This is a genomic window from Paracidovorax anthurii, assembly GCF_003269065.1.
Classification (GTDB): Bacteria; Pseudomonadota; Gammaproteobacteria; order Burkholderiales; family Burkholderiaceae_C; genus Paracidovorax; species Paracidovorax anthurii.
In genome coordinates, this window is the sequence record NZ_QLTA01000010.1 from 50005 (window position 1) to 67587 (window position 17583).

Here is a 17583-nt window from a genome sequence, read left to right on the forward strand (position 1 = left end):
TATCAGAACCCCAGCGCGTGCGGCAGCCAGGTGGAGATCGCCGGCACGAAGGTGAGCAGCGCCAGCACGATCAGGTGCGCCACCAGGAACGGCGGCAGCTCGCGCGTGAGCGCGGCCAGCGGCACCTTGGTGGCCACCGAGGTCACGAACAGCAGCCCGCCCACGGGCGGCGTGATCATGCCGAGCGTGAGGTTCACGATCACCACCATCGCGAAGTGGATCGGGTCGATGCCCAGGGCGCTGGCGATGGGCGCGAGGATGGGCACGAGGATCATCACCCCCGGCAGCGGCTCCATGAAGATGCCGAAGAGCAGCAGCAGGATGTTCACCGCGACGAGGAAGGTGACGGGCGACAGGTCCCAGCCCACGATGGTCTGCGCGAGCTGCTGCGGGATGCCCTCGATGGTGAGCACCCAGGCGAACGCGGCCGAGGCCGCCACCACCAGCAGCACCGAGGCCGTGAGCAGCGCCGAGCGCGCGGCGATGTGCGGCAGCGCCTTCCACTCCAGCGTGCGGTAGATCCACTTGCCGCACACCAGCGCATAGAACACGGCCACCACCGAGGCCTCGGTGGGCGTGAAGATGCCGAAGCGGATACCCACCAGGATCAGCACCACCAGCATGAGCGCGGGAATGGCGCGCACGCTGTTGGCGAGCATCTCGCGCCCCGTGGGGCGCGGCTCGCGCGAACGGTAGTCGCGCCGCACGCACACGCGCCAGTTCACCACCGCCATGGCCAGCGCGATCAGGATGCCCGGTGCGAAGCCCGCGATGAAGAGCGCGCCCACCGAGACCTGCTCGTCCTGCAGCGCGTAGATGATCATGATGATCGAGGGCGGAATGATCGGCCCCACGATGGCGGTGCTGGCCGTGAGCGCGGCCGCGTAGGCGCGCGAGTAGCCGGCCTTGTCCATCATCTTCACCATCATCGAGCCCGGGCCGGCCGCGTCGGCCAGGGCCGATCCCGAGATGCCCGAAAAGAGCGTGAGCGAGAGGATGTTGGCGTGCCCGAGGCCGCCGCGCAGGTGCCCGACGAACTGCGCCGCGAAGCGCAGCAGCACCACCGTGAGCGCGCCGCCCGACATGATCTCGGCCGCGAGGATGAAGAACGGCACGGCCATCAGCGGAAAGCTGTCGATGCCCGTGAACATCTCCTTGAAGACGATGAGCTGCGGATAGCGCCCGCCCACGAAGACGGCGATGGAGGCCGACATCGCAAGCGCGAAGGCGACCGGAAAGCCCAGCGCCATCAGCACGATGGCGGCAACGAAGAGGGTGATGGCCATGGCGTCAGGTCCTTGCGTCGGCCATCACAGCGAGGCCGCCGATTCGGCGTCCATCTCGTCGGACTCCACGTAGCGCCCGTCCCGCACGTAGCCGCGGGCCATGAACAGCAGGTGCACGAAGAGCAGCAGGAAGCCCGCGGGCATGGCCGCGTAGATCCAGGCGAACGGGATGTCGGTGGCCGGCGTGGTCTGGAAGCGCGTGGCCCAGACGTACTGCACCGAGAACCACGCCATCGCGAGGAAGAACACGCCCAGCGCCGCCACGATGCCGCCGCGCAGCACCCGCGCGCCGAGCTCGCCCAACATGGGGTGCAGGTTGTCGATGGCCACGTGGCCGCCGAAGCGCAGCACCAGCCCCGCGCCCAGGAACGTGCCCCAGATCATCAGGTGGCGCGCCACCTCCTCGGCCCAGACGATGGAGTCTCCCGTGGTGTAGCGCAGCACCACGTTGGCGAAGACGATGCAGGCCATGGCCAGCAGCAGGAGGATGAGCAGCCAGCGGTTGCAGGCCACGAGAGCGCGCTCGAAACGTCGGAGCATGGGAGGGGAATCAGAAGGAACAGGACGGGCGGAGGGCGGAAGCGGCAGCGCCCGGGCGGGCCGGGCATCGCTCGCGAGAGGCCCTGCGCAGCCGCAGGGCCCGGGGCCGGATTTACTTGGCGCTGGTGATCTGGTCCAGCGTCTTCTGGCCGAACTTGGCGGCGTACTGCTTGTAGGCGGGCTCCAGCGCCTTCTGGAAGGCGGCCTTGTCCACCACCTCCACCACCTGCATGCCGGCGGCCTTGACCTCGGCGAGGCCCTTCTGCTCCACGTCGTCCACGAACTTTCTCGATGCCTGCGCGCCCGCCTTGGCGCCCTGCGTGAAGGCGGCCTTCTGCGCATCGTTCAGGCCCGACCAGAAGTTGGGCGAGACGATGAGCGCCATCGGCGCGTACACGTGGCCCGTGAGCGAGAGGTACTTCTGCACCTGCGGCAGCTTGGCGGAGTCGATTACCGACATCGGGTTCTCCTGCCCGTCGATCGTGCCCTGCTGCAGCGCGCCGATCACCTCGGGCCACGACATCGGCGTGGGCGAGGCGCCCAGCGTGCGGAAGGCGGTGATGTGCACCGGGTTCTCGGTCACGCGGATCTTCAGGCCCCTCAGATCGGCGGGCGTCTTCACCGGGTGCTTGTTGTTGGTGAGGTGGCGAAAGCCCTGCTCGCCCCAGGCCAGCGCGACCAGCCCGCGCGCCTTGAACTTGCCCAGCAGCTCCTGGCCGAAGGCGCCGTCCAGCACGCTGCGCGCATGCGCAGTGTCGCGGAACAGGAAGGGGATGTCCACCACGCCCACGTCGGGCACGAAGTTGCTCAGGGCGCCCGTGGAGACGATCACCGCCTCCACCGTGCCGAGCTGCAGGCCCTCGATCAGCTCGCGCTCGCCGCCGAGCGCGCTGGAGGGGAACTGCTTGAACTTGAAGGCGCCGTTCGTGCCCTTCTCCACCGTGTCGGCCCAGGCCTGGGCGGCCGCGCCGTAGTGCGAGTTCACGGCCAGGGCATAGCCCAGCTTCACCTCCCGGGCCTGCTGCGCGAGCGCGTCGGATGCACCGAAGCCGGCAACGGCGGCCAGTGCGGCGGCGGCGAGCCAGCGGCGGCGGCCGGCAGCGGGTGGTGGAAAGGAAGAAACGGAAACGAAGGAAGCGGAGTCTGCAGCGTTGCGCATGGGTGCGGTCCGATGAGGGAAGAGGACCCGGGGGCCGGGACAAGGACGATGGGACGGTGCGCCGCGAGGCGGCCGGCGATTATGTCCATCGCCCGCACCGCCGCGAAAGCGGGAATGCCCTGAATGCGCGGCCCCCGCTCCGCCCGGACCGCATCGTGGGACGCGCCGCCCTCTCCGGCCCTCCGGTCAATCCATGCTGACCTTCGCCTCCTTTACCAGCGCGGCGAAGCGTGCCGTCTCGGCGCGGATCTTCTGCGCGAGCTGCTCGCCGCTGCCCGCCGTGGGCTCGGCGCCGATGTCCTCCATGCGCTTGCGGAAATCCGGCGACTGGATGATCTTCGCCATCTCCGCACCGAGCCGGGTCACCACCTCCCGGGGCGTGCCGGCAGGCGCCAGCAGGCCGAACCAGGTGCCGATGTCGAACCCCTTCAGGCCCGCCTCGTCCAGCGTGGGCACGTCGGGCAGCGCCGAGGAGCGCTGCGCCGTGGTGACCGCCAGCGCCCGCAGCTTGCCGGCGCGGATGTGCTGCAGCACGGGCGTGACCGTGTCGAAGGACATGGTGATCTGCCCGCTCAGCAGATCGACGGCCAGCGGCCCGCTGCCCTTGTAGGGCACGTGCGTCATCACCGTGCCCGTGAGGTTGCCGAACTGCGTGCCGATGAGGTGCTGGGCCGTGCCGTTGCCGTTCGAGCCATAGGTGAGCTTGCCGGGCTGCGCCTTGAGCAGCGCCACCAGCTCGGCCACGCTTGTGGCCGGCACGGCGGCGTTGACCACGAGCACGTTGGGCACCATGGCGATGGGCCCCACCGCGACGAGGTCGCGCTGAAAATCGTAGGGCAGCTTGCGGTACACGCTGCTCGCGATGGTGTGGTGCACCGCGCCCACCAGCAGGGTGTGGCCGTCGGGCCGGGCCTTGGCCACGTAGTCGGCCCCCAGCGTGGCGCCCGCGCCGGGCTTGTTTTCCACGATGACCGGCTGCCCCAGCGCCTGCGACAGCCGGTCGCCCAGCGCGCGGGCCAGCACGTCCGTCGTGCCGCCGGCGGGAAACGGCACGATCAGGCTGATGGGCCGCGAAGGCCAGGCCTGGGCCTGGGCCCGAGCGGGGGCCGCGCCCATGCCCGCCAGGGCCAGGGCGCAGGCCGCGGCCGCGAGGACCGGGCGACGGCGGATGCGGAAGTCATGGGGGTGTGGCATGCGTGTCTCCTTGGTGGTTGTGGTGATCCGTCCTGGCCGTCCGGCGCGCGGGCCGGCGCCCTTCAGCCGCCCGGGCCGGGGGCCTGCGCGATGAGCACCGCGCGGAAGTCGTTCACGTTGGTCCGCGTGGGCCCGGTGACGACCGCATCGCCCAGCGCCCCGAAGAAGCCGTGGCCGTCGTTGGCCTCCAGGTGCGCGCGCGGGTTCAGCCCCAGCGCCCGGGCGCGCGCCATCGAGTCGGGCGCGAGCCAGGCCCCCGCGATCTCCTCGCGCCCGTCCACGCCGTCGGTATCGGCCGCCAGGGCGTGGATGCCCGGCTCGCCGCGCAGCGCGATGGCCAGCGACAGCAGAAACTCCACGTTGCGTCCGCCGCGCCCGGCGCCCCGCACGGTGACGGTGGTCTCGCCACCCGACAGCAGCACGCAGGGCCCGGCAAACGGCTGGCCACGCCGCGCCACCTGCAGTGCGATGCCGGCCATGGCCCGGCCCACCGCGCGCGCCTCGCCCTCGATGGCATCGCCCAGGATGTGCACCGGCCAGCCCGCCTCGCGCCCCGCGTGCGCGGCGGCCTCCAGCGCGGCCTGCGGCGTGGCGACCAGCCGCGTCTCGACCCGCGCGAGGCGGGCATCGCCCGGCTTCGGGGTCTCGGCCTCGCCGCTCTCCAGCGCGGCCCGCGCGGGCGGCGGCAGCGCGATCCGGTAGCGGTCCGCGATCTCCAGGGCATCGCGGCAGGTCGTGGGATCGGCGACCGTGGGGCCGGAGGCGATGTCCACCGGATCGTCGCCCGGCACGTCCGACAGCAGCAGGTTCACCACCCGCGCCGGGTGGCAGGCCACCGCGAGGCGCCCGCCCTTGATGGCCGAAAGATGGCGGCGCACGCAGTTCATCTCCGCGATGTCCGCGCCGCTGGCCAGCAGCGCGCGGCCGATCGCCTGCTTGTCGTGCAGCGCGAGGCCCGGCCACGGCAGGGGCAGCAGCGCGGAGCCGCCGCCCGAGACGAGGCATAGCACCAGATCGTCCGCACCCAGGCCCTGCACGAGCGCGAGCATGCGCCGCGCGGCCGCCTCGCCCGCCGCGTCCGGCACCGGGTGCGCGGCCTCCACCACCCCGATGCGCTCGCACGGCACGGCGTGGCCGTAGCGCGTCACGACCAGGCCCGAGAGCGGTCCAGGCCAGTGCGCCTCCACCGCGCGCGCCATGGCGGCCGCGGCCTTGCCCGCGCCGATCACCACGGTGCGGCCCCGGGGCGGCGGCGGCAGGTGCGGCGGCACGCACACCTCAGGCCGGGCCGCCGCGACCGCCGCATCGAACATGCGGCGCAGCAGCGCGCGGGGGTCCGTGGGGCCGCTCATGGCGCTTCGCCGGGCACGGTGCGCGCGAGGGAAACGGCCCGGCTCAGGCGGCGCGGCGAACGCCGCCCGCCTGCAGCCGGCCGCACACGGCGGCAGTCACCTGCGCGGTGGTGGCGCGCCCGCCCAGGTCGCCCGTGTGCAGCGCCGGGTCGGCCGTGACCTGCTCCACGGCCGCCATGAGCCGCGCGGCCGCCGCCGCCTCGCCCAGGTGCTCCAGCAGCATCACGCACGACCAGAAGGTGCCGACCGGATTGGCGAGCCCCTGACCCATGATGTCGAAGGCGGAGCCATGGATGGGCTCGAACATGGACGGATAGCGGCGCTCGGGGTCGATGTTGCCCGTGGGCGCGATGCCCAGGCTGCCCGCCAGCGCGGCGGCCAGGTCGCTCAGGATGTCGGCATGCAAGTTGGTGGCGACGATGGTGTCGAGCGTGCGCGGGCGGTTCACCATGCGCGCCGTGGCGGCATCCACCAGCTCCTTGTCCCAGGCGACCTCGGGGAACTCGCGCGAGACCTGCAGCGCGATCTCGTCCCACATCACCATCGCGTGGCGCTGCGCGTTGCTCTTGGTGACCACGGTGAGCTGCCTGCGCGGCCGCGAGCGGGCCAATTGGAAGGCGAAGCGCATGATGCGCTCCACGCCCGCGCGGGTCATCATCGACACGTCGGTGGCCGCCTCCAGCGGGTGGCCCTGGTGCACGCGCCCGCCCACGCCGGCGTACTCGCCCTCGGAGTTCTCGCGCACGATCACCCAGTCCAGATCGCCCGGGCCGCAGCGCTTGAGCGGCGCGTCGATGCCCGGCAGGATGCGCGTGGGCCGCACGTTGGCGTACTGGTCGAACCCCTGGCAGATCTTCAGGCGCAGGCCCCAGAGCGTGATGTGGTCCGGGATGTGCGGGTCGCCCGCGGACCCGAAAAGGATCGCATCCTTGCCGCGCAGCGCGTCCAGGCCGTCGGCCGGCATCATCTCGCCATGGGCGCGGTACCAGTCACCGCCCCAGCCAAAGTCTTCGAACTCGAACCGGAAGCCCTCGCCCGACGCGGCCAGGGCCTCCAGCACCTGCCGCCCGGCGGGAATCACTTCCTTGCCGATGCCGTCTCCGGGAATGGTGGCGATCCTGTAGGTCTTCATGCGCGGCTCCTGCTCCAGTGCAATGCAAATGCGGTGGTATGACGCTGCGGACTCTAGGGCGCGCAGGCCGCCCCGGATCGGTGCGAAACTCAACCCATTGTTGAATCCAGGTTAACGATGAAAAACACCGCATCCGCCGGCATCCAGCCCGCCGAACTGGGCTTTTTCTCCACCCTCGCGGGCAGCGCATCGCTGAGCGCGGCCGCGCGCGAGCTGGGCATCTCCACCGCCGCCGTGAGCAAGCGGCTGTCGCAGATGGAGACGCGCACCGGCGTCGCGCTGGTCACCCGCAGCACGCGGCGCATGGGCCTCACGCCCGAGGGCGAGGTGTTCCTGGAGCACGCGCGCCGCATCCTCGCGGACATCGACGGGCTCAACGAACTGCTGGGCCAGTCGCGCGGGGCGCCGCGCGGTCTGCTGCGCATGAACGCGACGCTGGGCTTCGGGCGCATGCACGTCGCGCCGCTGATCTCGCGCTTCGCGCGGCGGCACCCGGACGTGGAGATCCAGCTGCAGCTGTCGGTGCACCCGCCCGCGCTCACCGAGGACGCCTACGACGTCTGCATCCGCTTCGGCGAGCCGCCCGAGGCGCGCGTGATCGCGCAGCGCCTCGCACCCAACCGCCGCATCCTCTGCGCCGCGCCGTCCTACCTGCGCCAGCACGGCACGCCCCGCACCCCGCGCGAGCTGGAGCGGCACCAGTGCATCGGCATCCGCCAGGGCGACGAGGCCTACGGCCTGTGGCGCCTCGGCGCGGGGCGGGGCGCGCGCCAGCGCGCGGAATCCGTGAAGACCCATGGCCACCTCAGCACCAACGACGGCGAAATCGCCGTGCGCTGGGCGCTGGACGGGCACGGCATCCTGCTGCGCGCCGAGTGGGACGTGAACCGCTACCTGCGCAGCGGCCGGCTCGTGCAGGTGCTGCCGCAGTACGACACGCCCGCCGCCGACATCCATGCGGTGTATCCGCAGCGGCACCGGCTCTCCAGCCGCGTGCGGGTGTTCGTGGACTATCTGGCCGAGGCCTTCGCGCAGGCGGGAGAAACGCTGCGCGCGCCCGCCGCGGCGGGATGAGGAGGAGCGCCGCGCGGGCCGCACGCCCGGCATCGCGGCATTCGTGGAAGAGGCCAGGGCCTGCGGCTTCGTGGCCGATGCCCTCGCGCGGCATGGCATCCAGGGCGCCACGGTGGCGCCGCCCTCTGCCGCGCGCCGCCAGCGGCCGCGCACGCGGCGCGGGGCCCCATGGCGGGGCGGATCAACTCAGCAGCCGCGACGACTTGGGCACGTGCGCCATCAGGAACTCCATCTGGTCGGCCAGGATGCGCCGGTTGCGCAGGATGAAGTCCTCCCACAGGCTGGGCACGTAGGGGGCATAGAGCAGCGGCATGTGCGCCTGCTCTGGCGTGCGCGGGCCCTTGCGGTGGTTGCAGGGGCGGCAGGCGGTGACCACGTTCATCCAGTGGTCCACGCCGTTGCGGGCATACGGCACGATGTGCTCGCGCGTGAGGTCTTCCTCGTGGAAATGCCCGCCGCAGTAGGCGCAGACGTTGCGGTCGCGCGCGAAGAGCTTGCTGTTGGTGAGGGCGGGCCGCAGGTCGAACGGATTGATGTTGGGCACGCCCTTGGTGCCAACGATGCTGTTGACCTCGATGACCGACTGCTCGCCCGTGAGCGCGTTGTGCCCGCCGCGAAAGACCGCGATGGGCCCGCCGGACTCCCAGCGCACCTCGCCCGCGGCATAGTGCGTGACCGCCTGTTCGAGCGAAATCCACGATTGCGGCAGCCCCTGGGCCGACAGCTTCAAGACCTTCACAACATCCTCCTGCAACACGACAAGATTCGGAACGCTGATGTCTCGCGAGCAGCGCGCGGCCGCCCGTGCCGCACAATATACTCCTATTTCATGACAGATTAGCGTCCAGCGCTTGGTACACCTGCGCATTGCGCTATCAAAAAACTAGCAATCCGATGAAGATCTTCCGAGGCTTCCATCACCCCGGCATCGCCCCCGCCTGCGCGGTCACCATCGGCAACTTCGACGGCGTGCACCGTGGCCACCAGGCCATGCTGGCGCTGCTGAGCAGCGAGGCCGCGCACCGCGGTGTGGACAGCTGCGTGCTCACCTTCGAGCCCCATCCGCGCGACTATTTCGCCGGGGCGCTGCAGCGCCCCGGACTCGCGCCCGCGCGCATCGGCACGCTGCGCGACAAGCTGGAGGAGCTGGCGCGCTGCGGCGTGCAGCAGACGGTGGTGCTGCCCTTCAACGAGCGGCTCGCGCGGCAGTCTCCGCAGGCCTTCATCGACGACGTGCTGGTGCGCGGCCTGGGTGCGCGCTACGTGCTGGTGGGTGACGACTTCCGCTTCGGCGCCCAGCGCGCGGGCGACTACGCCATGCTCGACGCGGCCGGGCGCGGCCAGGGCTTCGAGGTGGCGCGCATGAACAGCTACGAGGTGCACGGCCTGCGCGTTTCCAGCTCGGCCGTGCGCGATGCGCTGGCGCGCGGCGACATGGACGCGGCGGCGGCGCTGCTGGGCCGCCCCTATGCCATCAGCGGCCACGTGGTGCACGGGCGCAAGCTGGGCCGCGCGCTGGGCGCGAGCGCGGACGGCGCGGGCGACGGCTTTCGCACGCTGAACCTGCGCTTCGCCCACTGGAAGCCGGCCGCCAGCGGCATCTTCGCCGTGCGCGTGCACGGCCTCGGCGACGAGCCCCTGCCCGGCGTGGCCAACCTGGGGGTGCGCCCCTCGCTCGACCCCGATGACGTCAATGGCGGCCGCGTGCTGCTGGAGACGCATTGCCTGCAATGGCCGCCCGGCCTGGGGCCCGAGGGGGCCTACGGTAAAATCATCCGCGTGGAACTCCTGCGCAAATTGCACGACGAGCTGAAATACGACAGCTTCGACGCCCTCACCGCCGGCATCGCCAAGGATTGCGATGACGCCCGGGCGTACTTCGCCTCCACGCCCGCCGCCAGCTACACGGAAACCCGTCGCCAGACCACGCGCGACCGAATTTGACGCCGGCGCGGCCCGTCCGCCCGCATCGAACCCGCTCCGGCGCAGTCCCGGCTCCCCACCCTTCCCGTCCTGGCGGCCCGCCCATCGCCGGCAGCCATGCCCCCTCCAGCCCAGCCATGTCCGACACCACGAACTCCGCCACCGAAGCCAGCCCCGGCACCGACTACCGCGCCACGCTGAACCTGCCCGACACACCCTTCCCCATGCGCGGCGACCTGCCCAAGCGCGAACCCGGCTGGGTGAAGGAATGGGACGAGAAGGGCATCTACAAGAAGCTGCGCGACGCGCGCTGCGGCGCCCCGAAATTCATCCTGCACGACGGCCCGCCCTACGCCAACGGCCAGATCCACATGGGCCACGCGGTGAACAAGATCCTCAAGGACATGATCACCAAGGCGCGCCAGCTGGAGGGCTTCGACGCGCTCTACGTGCCGGGCTGGGACTGCCACGGCCTGCCGATCGAGAACGCCATCGAGAAGAAGCACGGCCGCAACCTCTCGCGCGACGACATGCAGGCCAAGAGCCGCGCCTACGCCACCGAGCAGATCGCGCAGCAGATGGCCGACTTCCAGCGCCTGGGCGTGCTCGGCGAATGGGACAACCCCTACAAGACGATGAACTTCGCCAACGAGGCGGGCGAGATCCGCGCCTTCAAGCGCGTGATCGAGCGCGGCTTCGTCTACCGCGGCCTCAAGCCCGTGTACTGGTGCTTCGACTGCGGCTCCTCGCTCGCCGAGTTCGAGATCGAGTACGCGGACAAGAAGAGCACCACGCTGGACGTGGCCTTCAAGGCCCATGACCCCGCGGCGCTGGCCGCCGCCTTCGGCCTGCCGGCGCTGGCGCGCGATGCCTTCATCGTGATCTGGACCACGACGGCCTGGACCATTCCCGCCAACCAGGCGCTGAACCTCAACCCGGAGATCCGCTTCGCCCTGGTGGAGACCGACCGCGGCCTGTTCGTGCTGGCCGAGCCCCTCGTGGAATCGTGCCTGCAGCGCTGGGGCCTGGAAGGCCGCGTGCTGGCCACCACGCCGGGCGAGAAGCTCGGCGGGCTGGAGTTCGAGCACCCGCTGCACGACGTGCACGAGGGCTTCCGCCGCACCGCGCCCGTGTTCCTGGCCGACTACGCCACCGCCGACGACGGCACCGGCATCGTGCACTCCTCGCCCGCCTATGGCCTGGAGGATTTCAACTCCTGCCGCGCCAACGGCATGGCCCTGGAGGACATCCTCAACCCCGTGCAGGGCAACGGCACCTACGCGGCCGATTTCCCGCTGTTCGGCGGCCAGCACATCTGGAAGGCCGTGCCGGTCATCATCGAGGCGCTGCGCGATGCCGGCCGCCTGATGGCCACCAAGGACATCGTCCACAGCTACCCGCACTGCTGGCGCCACAAGACCCCCGTGATCTACCGCGCGGCCGCGCAGTGGTTCGTCCGCATGGACGAGGGCGAAGGCGTGTTCACGAAGGACAAGGCCCCGAAGACGCTGCGCCAGCTTGCGCTGGAGGCCATCGAGCACACCGGCTTCTACCCCGAGAACGGCAAGGCCCGCCTGCACGACATGATCGCCAACCGGCCCGACTGGTGCATCTCGCGCCAGCGCAGCTGGGGCGTGCCGATCCCGTTCTTCCTGCACAAGGATTCGGGCGAGCTGCATCCGCGCACGATGGAGATCCTCGACCAGGCGGCCGATATCGTCGAGCAGGGCGGCATCGAGGCCTGGAGCCGCGTGGCGGTCGAAGACATCCTCGGCGCCGAGGACGCGCCCCACTACACCAAGAGCACCGACATCCTGGAGGTGTGGTTCGACTCGGGCTCCACCTTCAGCCACGTGCTGCGCGGCACGCACCCGGGCGTGCACCACGACAGCGGCCCCGAGGCCGACCTGTACCTGGAGGGCCACGACCAGCACCGCGGCTGGTTCCACTCCTCGCTGCTGCTGGCCTGCGCGCTCTACGGCCGCGCGCCGTACAAGGGCCTGCTCACGCACGGCTTCACGGTGGACAGCCAGGGCCGCAAGATGAGCAAGTCGCTCGGCAACGGCATCGACCCGCAGGAGATCAACAAGAAGCTCGGCGCCGAGATCATCCGCCTCTGGGTGGCCGCCAGCGACTACTCGGGCGACATCGCGGGCGACGACAAGATCCTGGCGCGCGTGGTCGATGCCTACCGCCGCATTCGCAACACGCTGCGCTTCCTGCTGGCCAACGTGAGCGACTTCGATCCGCAGGCCGATGCCGTGCCGTTCGAGCAGATGCTGGAGATCGACCGCTACGCGCTCACCCGCGCGGCCGCCTTCCAGGCCGAGGTGCTGGCGCACTACAAGGTGTACGAGTTCCACCCGGTGGTCGCCAAGCTGCAGCTCTACTGCTCGGAAGACCTGGGCGGCTTCTACCTCGACGTGCTCAAGGACCGCCTCTACACCACCGCGCCCAAGAGCCTCGCGCGCCGCAGCGCCCAGACCGCGCTGCACCAGATCACGCACGCGATGCTGCGCTGGATGGCGCCGTTCCTGTCGTTCACGGCCGAGGAGGCCTGGAAGGTGTTCGGCGGCTCCGAGTCCATCTTCCTGGAAACCTATGCCACGCTGCCCGGCGCCGACCAGGGCCTGGCCGCCAAGTGGGCGCGCATCCGCGAGCTGCGCGACGCGGTGAACAAGGAGATCGAGACCCTGCGCGCAGCCGGCCAGGTGGGCGCCTCGCTGCAGGCCGTCGTCACGCTCACGGTGCCGCCCGAGGACCATGCGCTGCTCGCCAGCCTGGGCGACGATCTGAAGTTCGTCTTCATCACATCCGCTATCGAATTAGTAGCAGGAAACGCAATGGATATCGCGACCCGACCCAGCTCAGACCCCAAATGCGAGCGCTGCTGGCACTACCGCGCCGACGTGAGCCACGACGCCGCCCACCCCACGCTGTGCGGCCGCTGCACCAGCAACCTGTTCGGCACCGGCGAGCGCCGGGAGCACGCCTGATGGCCGCCCGCGGCAATGCGGCGGGGCGCGGCGCCCTGTGGCCCTGGCTGGTCTGGGCACTGTTCATCCTGGTGGCCGACCAGTTCACCAAGACGCTGATCCTGGGCTATTACCGGCTGGGCGACGCCACCACCATCACCAGCTTCTTCAACATCGTGCGCGCCCACAACACCGGTGCCGCGTTCTCGTTCCTGGCGGATGCGGGCGGCTGGCAGCGCTGGGTGTTCACGGGCATCGGCGTGGCCGCCGCGCTCTTCATCGTGTGGCAGCTGCGCGCGCACCCGGGGCAGCGGCTCTTCTGCTTCGCGCTCTCCAGCATCCTGGGCGGCGCGATCGGCAACGTGGTGGACCGCATGATGCACGGCTACGTGGTGGACTTCCTCGACTTCCACGCGCGCGGCTGGCATTTTCCGGCTTTCAACCTCGCGGATTCGGCGATCACCGTCGGGGCGGCGTGCCTGATCCTGGACGAGCTGCTGCGGGTGCGCAAATCCTCCTGAGGCCTGGACCGGCCCCGGCGAAGCACTCCTGACCGGGAGGGCCGGTCAGCGGCCCTTGTCGCGAAGCCGATGGCCTGCGGCGTGGAGCAGTTCCGGGGCCTCGCCCTGGGCCGCCTTGATTCCCAGGCCCGGGGTCATCGTGCGCGCCACGCCCACGGCCAGCACATCGTTGAGTACCGCGCGCCGAGCTGTCTTCATGCTGCGCGGAACAGCCAGCGCGTCGATGGGGACACCCCACCTGGCCGCCCGGGCCTCATTCAACGGTTGCGACATCTTTGCCTGCACCCGCCGCTCGAATCCACGCCCCACCACCGACATGGGCGGATAGACCGTCTTGGGGTCGTAGCGCAGCGTGGGGCCGACTTCCTGCAGGCCCCGCCGAAAGCGCGCCTGCAGCGCCGGAGTCGACGTTGCGAGGGTTTTGTCCAAAGTCTCCCGGTCCTTCAATCCCGCTGCGCGGTCGTACCCGGAAACCAACCTGAAATCGTCGGGGTGCCCGCCCCACTGGCTGTCGCGGGAGAAAACCGCCGGCCCCCGCAGCCAGGGGTCCAGCACCACGTGGTACTGCGGTCCCCGTTCATCCCGCAGCTCCACCCAGTCGTGCTCGATCCGCTGGGATTTCACGAGGTAGATCGACTCCGCCTCCTGGCTCTGCGGCACCTTCGCCTTCAGCAAAGGCACATGCAGCAGGATGCCCACGGCCGCGAACTCCCCGCAATTGCCGGCCCGGGCGATCAGGCCTCCGGCGGCATAGGCCGGAATATTCGGCATGCCTCGGCGCACGAGCGCATCCTTCACGGTGCGGCCGGCCTCCACATTGCGCGAACTCTGGTGGTCGGACCGCAACACATCATCGATGACGTTGCCGCGGCCCAGGGGCAGGAGCCAACGGACTTTTTCGGCCGTGGCAGTGGCCTGGCGCAGCCGTGCGAGATCCGGGCCGACGTCCAGATGACGGCCGTCGATGGCCAGGGCCATGACGTAGCCGCGCAACCGGCCTTCGGACGCGGAGGACAGCGCCTGGCGCGGGCGCAGCGCCGCATGTTCCCCCCCGGGCACGCCACCAGACGCCAGCGGCCGCAAACCGGGGACCGGCGCGCTCTGCACACTGGCAGCCCGCCTGCCGGGCGAAGGCGGCACGGCGGCCTGCGGCGGCCCCTGCGCGGGCGCAGTCGATGGATGACCTCGGGACGAAAGCGGCGACACCATGGGCCGGCTCCTGGAATCCAGCGCCCGGCTGGGAAACGGATGGCCCGCGGGCACTGAACGCGCGGGCTTGCGCCCTCTCAAGCCATCCCCAGGCCGCCCTATGCGGTCCCGGGAGGCAAGGTTACGAGGGCATCACCGTGCTAGCTGACACCTGCTGCGAATGCGCTGGGCAGGGTGCGAAGCCAGTGCGTTTCACCCGAGTCAGCGGTTGTCACCACCCCGTCACGCAGCCGCGCTTCAATGCCATGAAATCGATTACATGGCCTTCCCCTGCATTTTCCCCACCCCATGACCATCCAGGACGTCGCCCGCGAAGCCGGGGTTTCGGTCGCCACCGTGTCCCGCGCCTTCAATCTGCCGGACAAGGTCACACCCGCCACGCTCGAACTGGTGCACGGTGTGGCCGAAAGGCTGGGCTACACGCCCAATGCCAGCGCCCGCACGCTGCGCACGCAGCGCAGCCGCGTCATCGGCGTGGTGCTGCCCACGCTGCTCAACCCGGTGTTCGCCGAATGCCTGGAGGGCATCGCGCGCGCGGCGGCGCTGGGGGGCTATGCCATCCTGCCCTGCACCACCGACTACGCGCTCGCGCAGGAAGAGCGCGCGGTGCACCAGCTGCAGGCGGGCCGCGTGGACGGCATGATCCTGGTGGTCTCCAGCCCCGGGGATTCGCGGGCGCTCGCGCGGCTGGCCGGGTCCGGACTGCCCTATGTGCTGGCCTACAACCGCCACCCGGCACACCCCTGCGTGTCGGTGGATGGCGAGGCGGCCGTGGCCGATCTGGTGGCGCGGCTCGTGGCGCTGGGCCACCGGCGCATCACCATGGTGAGCGGCCATCTCGCCGCCTCCGACCGCGCGCAGCAGCGCTGCCGGGGCTTTCGCCGGGGCATGGCCGCCGCCGGGCTGGCCGACGCGCCCGTGGTGGAAGTGCCCTTCGTGGAGACCGCCGTTCAGGAATTGGCCGCGCTGCTGCAGGCCGCCACGCGCCCCACGGCGCTCGTGTGCTCCAACGACCTCATCGCCCTGCGCTGCCTGCGCGCCGCGCACATGGCGGGCCTCGCCGTGCCGCGCGAGCTGAGCGTGGTGGGCTTCGACGGCATCGCGCTGGGGCAGGAGCTCACCCCCGTGCTGGGCACCGTGGCCCAGCCCAATGCCGACATCGGCCGGCACAGCGTCGAGTTGCTGATCCAGGCCATGGCCGCCGGTGCGCCGCTGCCGCCCGGGGCCAGCCTGACCCTGCCCCACCAATTCCGCGCCGGGGAGTCGTGCGCCCGCGCCTGACGGACCGCCCGCCCCCCTGCATCCTCTTCTCTTACCGCCCTCTCCCCCTCGCCCATCAAGGAGCCTCCGATGCGATCCACCTTCCAGAAACTTGCCCGCGCCGCCGCGCTCGCCCTCGGCCTGGCCGCCACGGGCAGCGCCTTCGCGCAGGTCGCCATCTGCTACAACTGCCCGCCCGAATGGGCCGACTGGGGCAGCCAGATCCGCGCCATCAAGGCCCGCACCGGCGTGACGGTGCCGCCGGACAACAAGAACTCCGGCCAGTCGCTCGCGCAGCTGGTGGCCGAGCGCGCACGGCCCGTAGCCGACGTGACCTACCTCGGCGTGACCTTCGCCATCCAGGCACAGAAGGACGGCGTGGTCGCGCCCTACCAGCCCGCCGGCTGGAAGGACATTCCCGAGGGCCTGAAGGACCCCGCCGGCCACTGGTTCACGATCCACTCCGGCACGCTGGGCTTCATGGTCAACGTCGATGCGCTCAAGGGCAAGCCCGTGCCCACGTCCTGGGCCGACCTGCTCAAGCCCGAATACAAGGGCCTGATCGGCTACCTGGACCCGGCCTCGGCCTTCGTGGGCTACGTGGGCGCGGTGGCCGTGAACCAGGCGCGCGGCGGCACGCTGGACGACTTCGGCCCCGGCATCGACTACTTCAAGGCGCTGCAGAAGAACGACCCCATCGTGCCCAAGCAGACGGCCTATGCGCGCGTGCTCTCGGGCGAGATCGCAATCTTGCTCGACTACGACTTCAACGCCTACCGCGCGCGCTACAAGGACCAGGCCAACGTGCGCTTCGTGATCCCCGCCGAGGGCACCGTGGTCGTGCCCTACGTGATGAGCCTGGTGGCCAATGCGCCGCACGCCGCCGACGCGAAGAAGGTGCTGGACTTCGTGCTCTCCGACGAAGGCCAGGCGATCTGGGCCAACGCCTATCTGCGCCCCGTGCGCGCGAATGCGATGCCGGCGGACGTGCAGGCCCGCTTCCTGCCCGCGAGCGAATACGCCCGCGCGAAGACGGTGGACTATGCCCGCATGGCCGCCGTGCAGAAGGCCTTCTCCGACCGCTACCTGAAGGACGTGCGCTAGGCCGCCCCGGCCCGCTCGCGCGCACCCATCGCCATGGCGTCCGGCTTCGCTCCTTCCCGCCCCCTGCTGCTCGCCTGCGCCGCGCCGGCGGCGGCCTTCTTCGCCGCCTTCTGGCTGCTGCCCGTGGCGCAGCTGCTGGCGCTGCCGGCCCGCGATGGCGGGAGCGCCTATTTCGCCGTGCTCACGAACGGCCGCTACCTGCGCAGCCTGCTGCAGACGCTGGGCCTCTCGCTCGGCGTGACGGCCGCCACGCTGCTGCTGGGCGCGCTGGTGGGCATCACGCTGGCGCGCCAGCGCTTCGCGGGCCGGCGGCTGCTGCTGTCGCTGCTCACGCTGCCGCTGTCGTTCCCCGGCGTGATCGTGGGGTTTTTCATGATCCTGCTGGGCGGCCGCCAGGGCGTGGTGGCCGATATCACGGACGCACTGGGCCTGGGCCGCGCCACCTTCGCCTACGGGTTCGCGGGGCTGTTCCTCGCGTACCTCTACTTCTCGCTGCCGCGCGCCATCGCCGCCTACACGGCGGCGGCCGGCGCGATGGATGCGCAGCGGGAAGAGGCCGCGCGCTCGCTCGGCGCCACGCGCTGGCGCGTGGCGCGCGACGTGTGGTGGCCCGAGCTCGCGCCCGCCACGCTGGCCTGCGGCTCGGTGGTGTTCGCCACGGCCATGGGCGCCTTCGGCACCGCCTTCACGCTCTCGGCGAAGTTCGAGGTGCTGCCCATCACCATCTACAACGAATTCACCAACTACGCCAACTTCCCGCTGGCCGCGAGCCTGTCGATCGCGCTCGGGCTCATCACGTGGCTGGTGCTCCGGGGGGCCCGCCGCTGGGGCGGCCCCGCCGCTTTCTGAACCCG

15 protein-coding genes and 1 pseudogene are annotated in these 17583 nt (G+C 70.8%); 8 read left to right on the plus strand and 8 right to left on the minus strand.

Going from position 1 to position 17583, the window contains the following annotated elements; all coding sequences use genetic code 11:
- Positions 1-2: 2 nt before the first annotated feature.
- The 6 genes from AX018_RS07150 to AX018_RS07175 form a co-directional block, all read right to left on the minus strand.
- A complete protein-coding gene (locus tag AX018_RS07150; protein ID WP_111876617.1) occupies positions 3-1286 on the minus strand; it encodes a TRAP transporter large permease in 1284 nt (427 codons plus the stop codon).
- A gap of 24 nt (positions 1287-1310) precedes the next feature.
- On the minus strand, positions 1311-1826 hold the full coding sequence (locus tag AX018_RS07155; RefSeq protein WP_111876618.1) for a TRAP transporter small permease: 516 nt from the start codon (positions 1824-1826) through the stop codon (positions 1311-1313).
- A 112-nt stretch (positions 1827-1938) separates the two neighbouring features.
- Positions 1939-2985 (minus strand): TRAP transporter substrate-binding protein, encoded by a 1047-nt coding sequence (locus AX018_RS07160; RefSeq protein WP_111876619.1) that lies wholly within the window; start codon positions 2983-2985, stop codon positions 1939-1941.
- 186 nt (positions 2986-3171) lie between these two features.
- The gene (locus AX018_RS07165; protein ID WP_111876620.1) at positions 3172-4179 is read right to left on the minus strand and encodes a tripartite tricarboxylate transporter substrate binding protein; all 1008 of its coding nucleotides are present in this window, start codon (positions 4177-4179) and stop codon (positions 3172-3174) included.
- 62 nt (positions 4180-4241) lie between these two features.
- Entirely contained in the window at positions 4242-5531 is a 1290-nt protein-coding gene (locus tag AX018_RS07170) for a glycerate kinase type-2 family protein (RefSeq protein ID WP_111876621.1), read from the minus strand.
- Between the two features lie 43 nt (positions 5532-5574).
- A complete protein-coding gene (locus tag AX018_RS07175; RefSeq protein WP_111876622.1) occupies positions 5575-6663 on the minus strand; it encodes a tartrate dehydrogenase in 1089 nt (362 codons plus the stop codon).
- A gap of 117 nt (positions 6664-6780) precedes the next feature.
- Between AX018_RS07175 and AX018_RS07180 the strand changes: the two genes are divergently transcribed.
- Positions 6781-7737, plus strand: a complete 957-nt coding sequence (locus AX018_RS07180; protein WP_111876623.1) for a LysR family transcriptional regulator — start codon at positions 6781-6783, stop codon at positions 7735-7737.
- A 31-nt stretch (positions 7738-7768) separates the two neighbouring features.
- Positions 7769-7858, plus strand: a pseudogene (locus AX018_RS25620) (ABC transporter substrate-binding protein); the annotation flags it as partial.
- Positions 7859-7918: 60 nt separating this feature from the next.
- Here AX018_RS25620 and AX018_RS07190 read toward each other — a convergent pair.
- Complete coding sequence (locus AX018_RS07190; RefSeq protein ID WP_111876624.1) at positions 7919-8476, minus strand: HNH endonuclease; 558 nt, start codon at positions 8474-8476, stop codon at positions 7919-7921.
- 155 nt (positions 8477-8631) lie between these two features.
- Between AX018_RS07190 and AX018_RS07195 the strand changes: the two genes are divergently transcribed.
- The 3 genes from AX018_RS07195 to lspA all read left to right on the plus strand — a co-directional run bounded on the left by AX018_RS07195 (position 8632) and on the right by lspA (position 13156).
- A complete protein-coding gene (locus AX018_RS07195; protein ID WP_111876625.1) occupies positions 8632-9681 on the plus strand; it encodes a bifunctional riboflavin kinase/FAD synthetase in 1050 nt (349 codons plus the stop codon).
- A gap of 116 nt (positions 9682-9797) precedes the next feature.
- Positions 9798-12656, plus strand: a complete 2859-nt coding sequence (ileS, locus tag AX018_RS07200; RefSeq protein WP_111876626.1) for an isoleucine--tRNA ligase — start codon at positions 9798-9800, stop codon at positions 12654-12656.
- Positions 12656-13156, plus strand: coding sequence for a signal peptidase II (lspA, locus tag AX018_RS07205; protein WP_111876627.1), 501 nt, complete (start codon positions 12656-12658; stop codon positions 13154-13156). Before ileS ends, lspA begins: the two co-directional genes overlap by 1 nt.
- A 45-nt stretch (positions 13157-13201) precedes the next feature.
- On the opposite strand, the gene AX018_RS07210 is transcribed toward lspA, so the two are convergent.
- Positions 13202-14365 (minus strand): hypothetical protein, encoded by a 1164-nt coding sequence (locus tag AX018_RS07210; RefSeq protein ID WP_146749246.1) that lies wholly within the window; start codon positions 14363-14365, stop codon positions 13202-13204.
- A 288-nt stretch (positions 14366-14653) separates the two neighbouring features.
- Between AX018_RS07210 and AX018_RS07215 the strand changes: the two genes are divergently transcribed.
- From AX018_RS07215 to AX018_RS07225, 3 genes are all read left to right on the plus strand, one after another.
- Positions 14654-15646, plus strand: a complete 993-nt coding sequence (locus AX018_RS07215; RefSeq protein WP_111876629.1) for a LacI family DNA-binding transcriptional regulator — start codon at positions 14654-14656, stop codon at positions 15644-15646.
- A gap of 69 nt (positions 15647-15715) precedes the next feature.
- The gene (locus tag AX018_RS07220; protein ID WP_111876630.1) at positions 15716-16729 is read left to right on the plus strand and encodes an ABC transporter substrate-binding protein; all 1014 of its coding nucleotides are present in this window, start codon (positions 15716-15718) and stop codon (positions 16727-16729) included.
- A 33-nt stretch (positions 16730-16762) separates the two neighbouring features.
- Positions 16763-17578 (plus strand): ABC transporter permease, encoded by an 816-nt coding sequence (locus tag AX018_RS07225; protein WP_111876631.1) that lies wholly within the window; start codon positions 16763-16765, stop codon positions 17576-17578.
- The last annotated feature ends 5 nt before the right edge of the window (positions 17579-17583 follow it).

What these genes read in the sequence shown, in the direction of transcription:
- AX018_RS07170 (WP_111876621.1), bottom strand. Translation starts at nt 5,531, where the DNA reads ATGAGCGGCCCCACGGACCCCCGCGCGCTGCTGCGCCGCATGTTCGAT.
- AX018_RS07155 (WP_111876618.1), bottom strand. Translation starts at nt 1,826, where the DNA reads ATGCTCCGACGTTTCGAGCGCGCTCTCGTGGCCTGCAACCGCTGGCTG.
- AX018_RS07195 (WP_111876625.1), top strand. Translation starts at nt 8,632, where the DNA reads ATGAAGATCTTCCGAGGCTTCCATCACCCCGGCATCGCCCCCGCCTGC.
- ileS (WP_111876626.1), top strand. Translation starts at nt 9,798, where the DNA reads ATGTCCGACACCACGAACTCCGCCACCGAAGCCAGCCCCGGCACCGAC.
- AX018_RS07165 (WP_111876620.1), bottom strand. Translation starts at nt 4,179, where the DNA reads ATGCCACACCCCCATGACTTCCGCATCCGCCGTCGCCCGGTCCTCGCG.
- lspA (WP_111876627.1), top strand. Translation starts at nt 12,656, where the DNA reads ATGGCCGCCCGCGGCAATGCGGCGGGGCGCGGCGCCCTGTGGCCCTGG.
- AX018_RS07220 (WP_111876630.1), top strand. Translation starts at nt 15,716, where the DNA reads ATGCGATCCACCTTCCAGAAACTTGCCCGCGCCGCCGCGCTCGCCCTC.
- AX018_RS07150 (WP_111876617.1), bottom strand. Translation starts at nt 1,286, where the DNA reads ATGGCCATCACCCTCTTCGTTGCCGCCATCGTGCTGATGGCGCTGGGC.
- AX018_RS07160 (WP_111876619.1), bottom strand. Translation starts at nt 2,985, where the DNA reads ATGCGCAACGCTGCAGACTCCGCTTCCTTCGTTTCCGTTTCTTCCTTT.
- AX018_RS07175 (WP_111876622.1), bottom strand. Translation starts at nt 6,663, where the DNA reads ATGAAGACCTACAGGATCGCCACCATTCCCGGAGACGGCATCGGCAAG.
- AX018_RS07180 (WP_111876623.1), top strand. Translation starts at nt 6,781, where the DNA reads ATGAAAAACACCGCATCCGCCGGCATCCAGCCCGCCGAACTGGGCTTT.
- AX018_RS07225 (WP_111876631.1), top strand. Translation starts at nt 16,763, where the DNA reads ATGGCGTCCGGCTTCGCTCCTTCCCGCCCCCTGCTGCTCGCCTGCGCC.
- AX018_RS07210 (WP_146749246.1), bottom strand. Translation starts at nt 14,365, where the DNA reads ATGGTGTCGCCGCTTTCGTCCCGAGGTCATCCATCGACTGCGCCCGCG.
- AX018_RS07215 (WP_111876629.1), top strand. Translation starts at nt 14,654, where the DNA reads ATGACCATCCAGGACGTCGCCCGCGAAGCCGGGGTTTCGGTCGCCACC.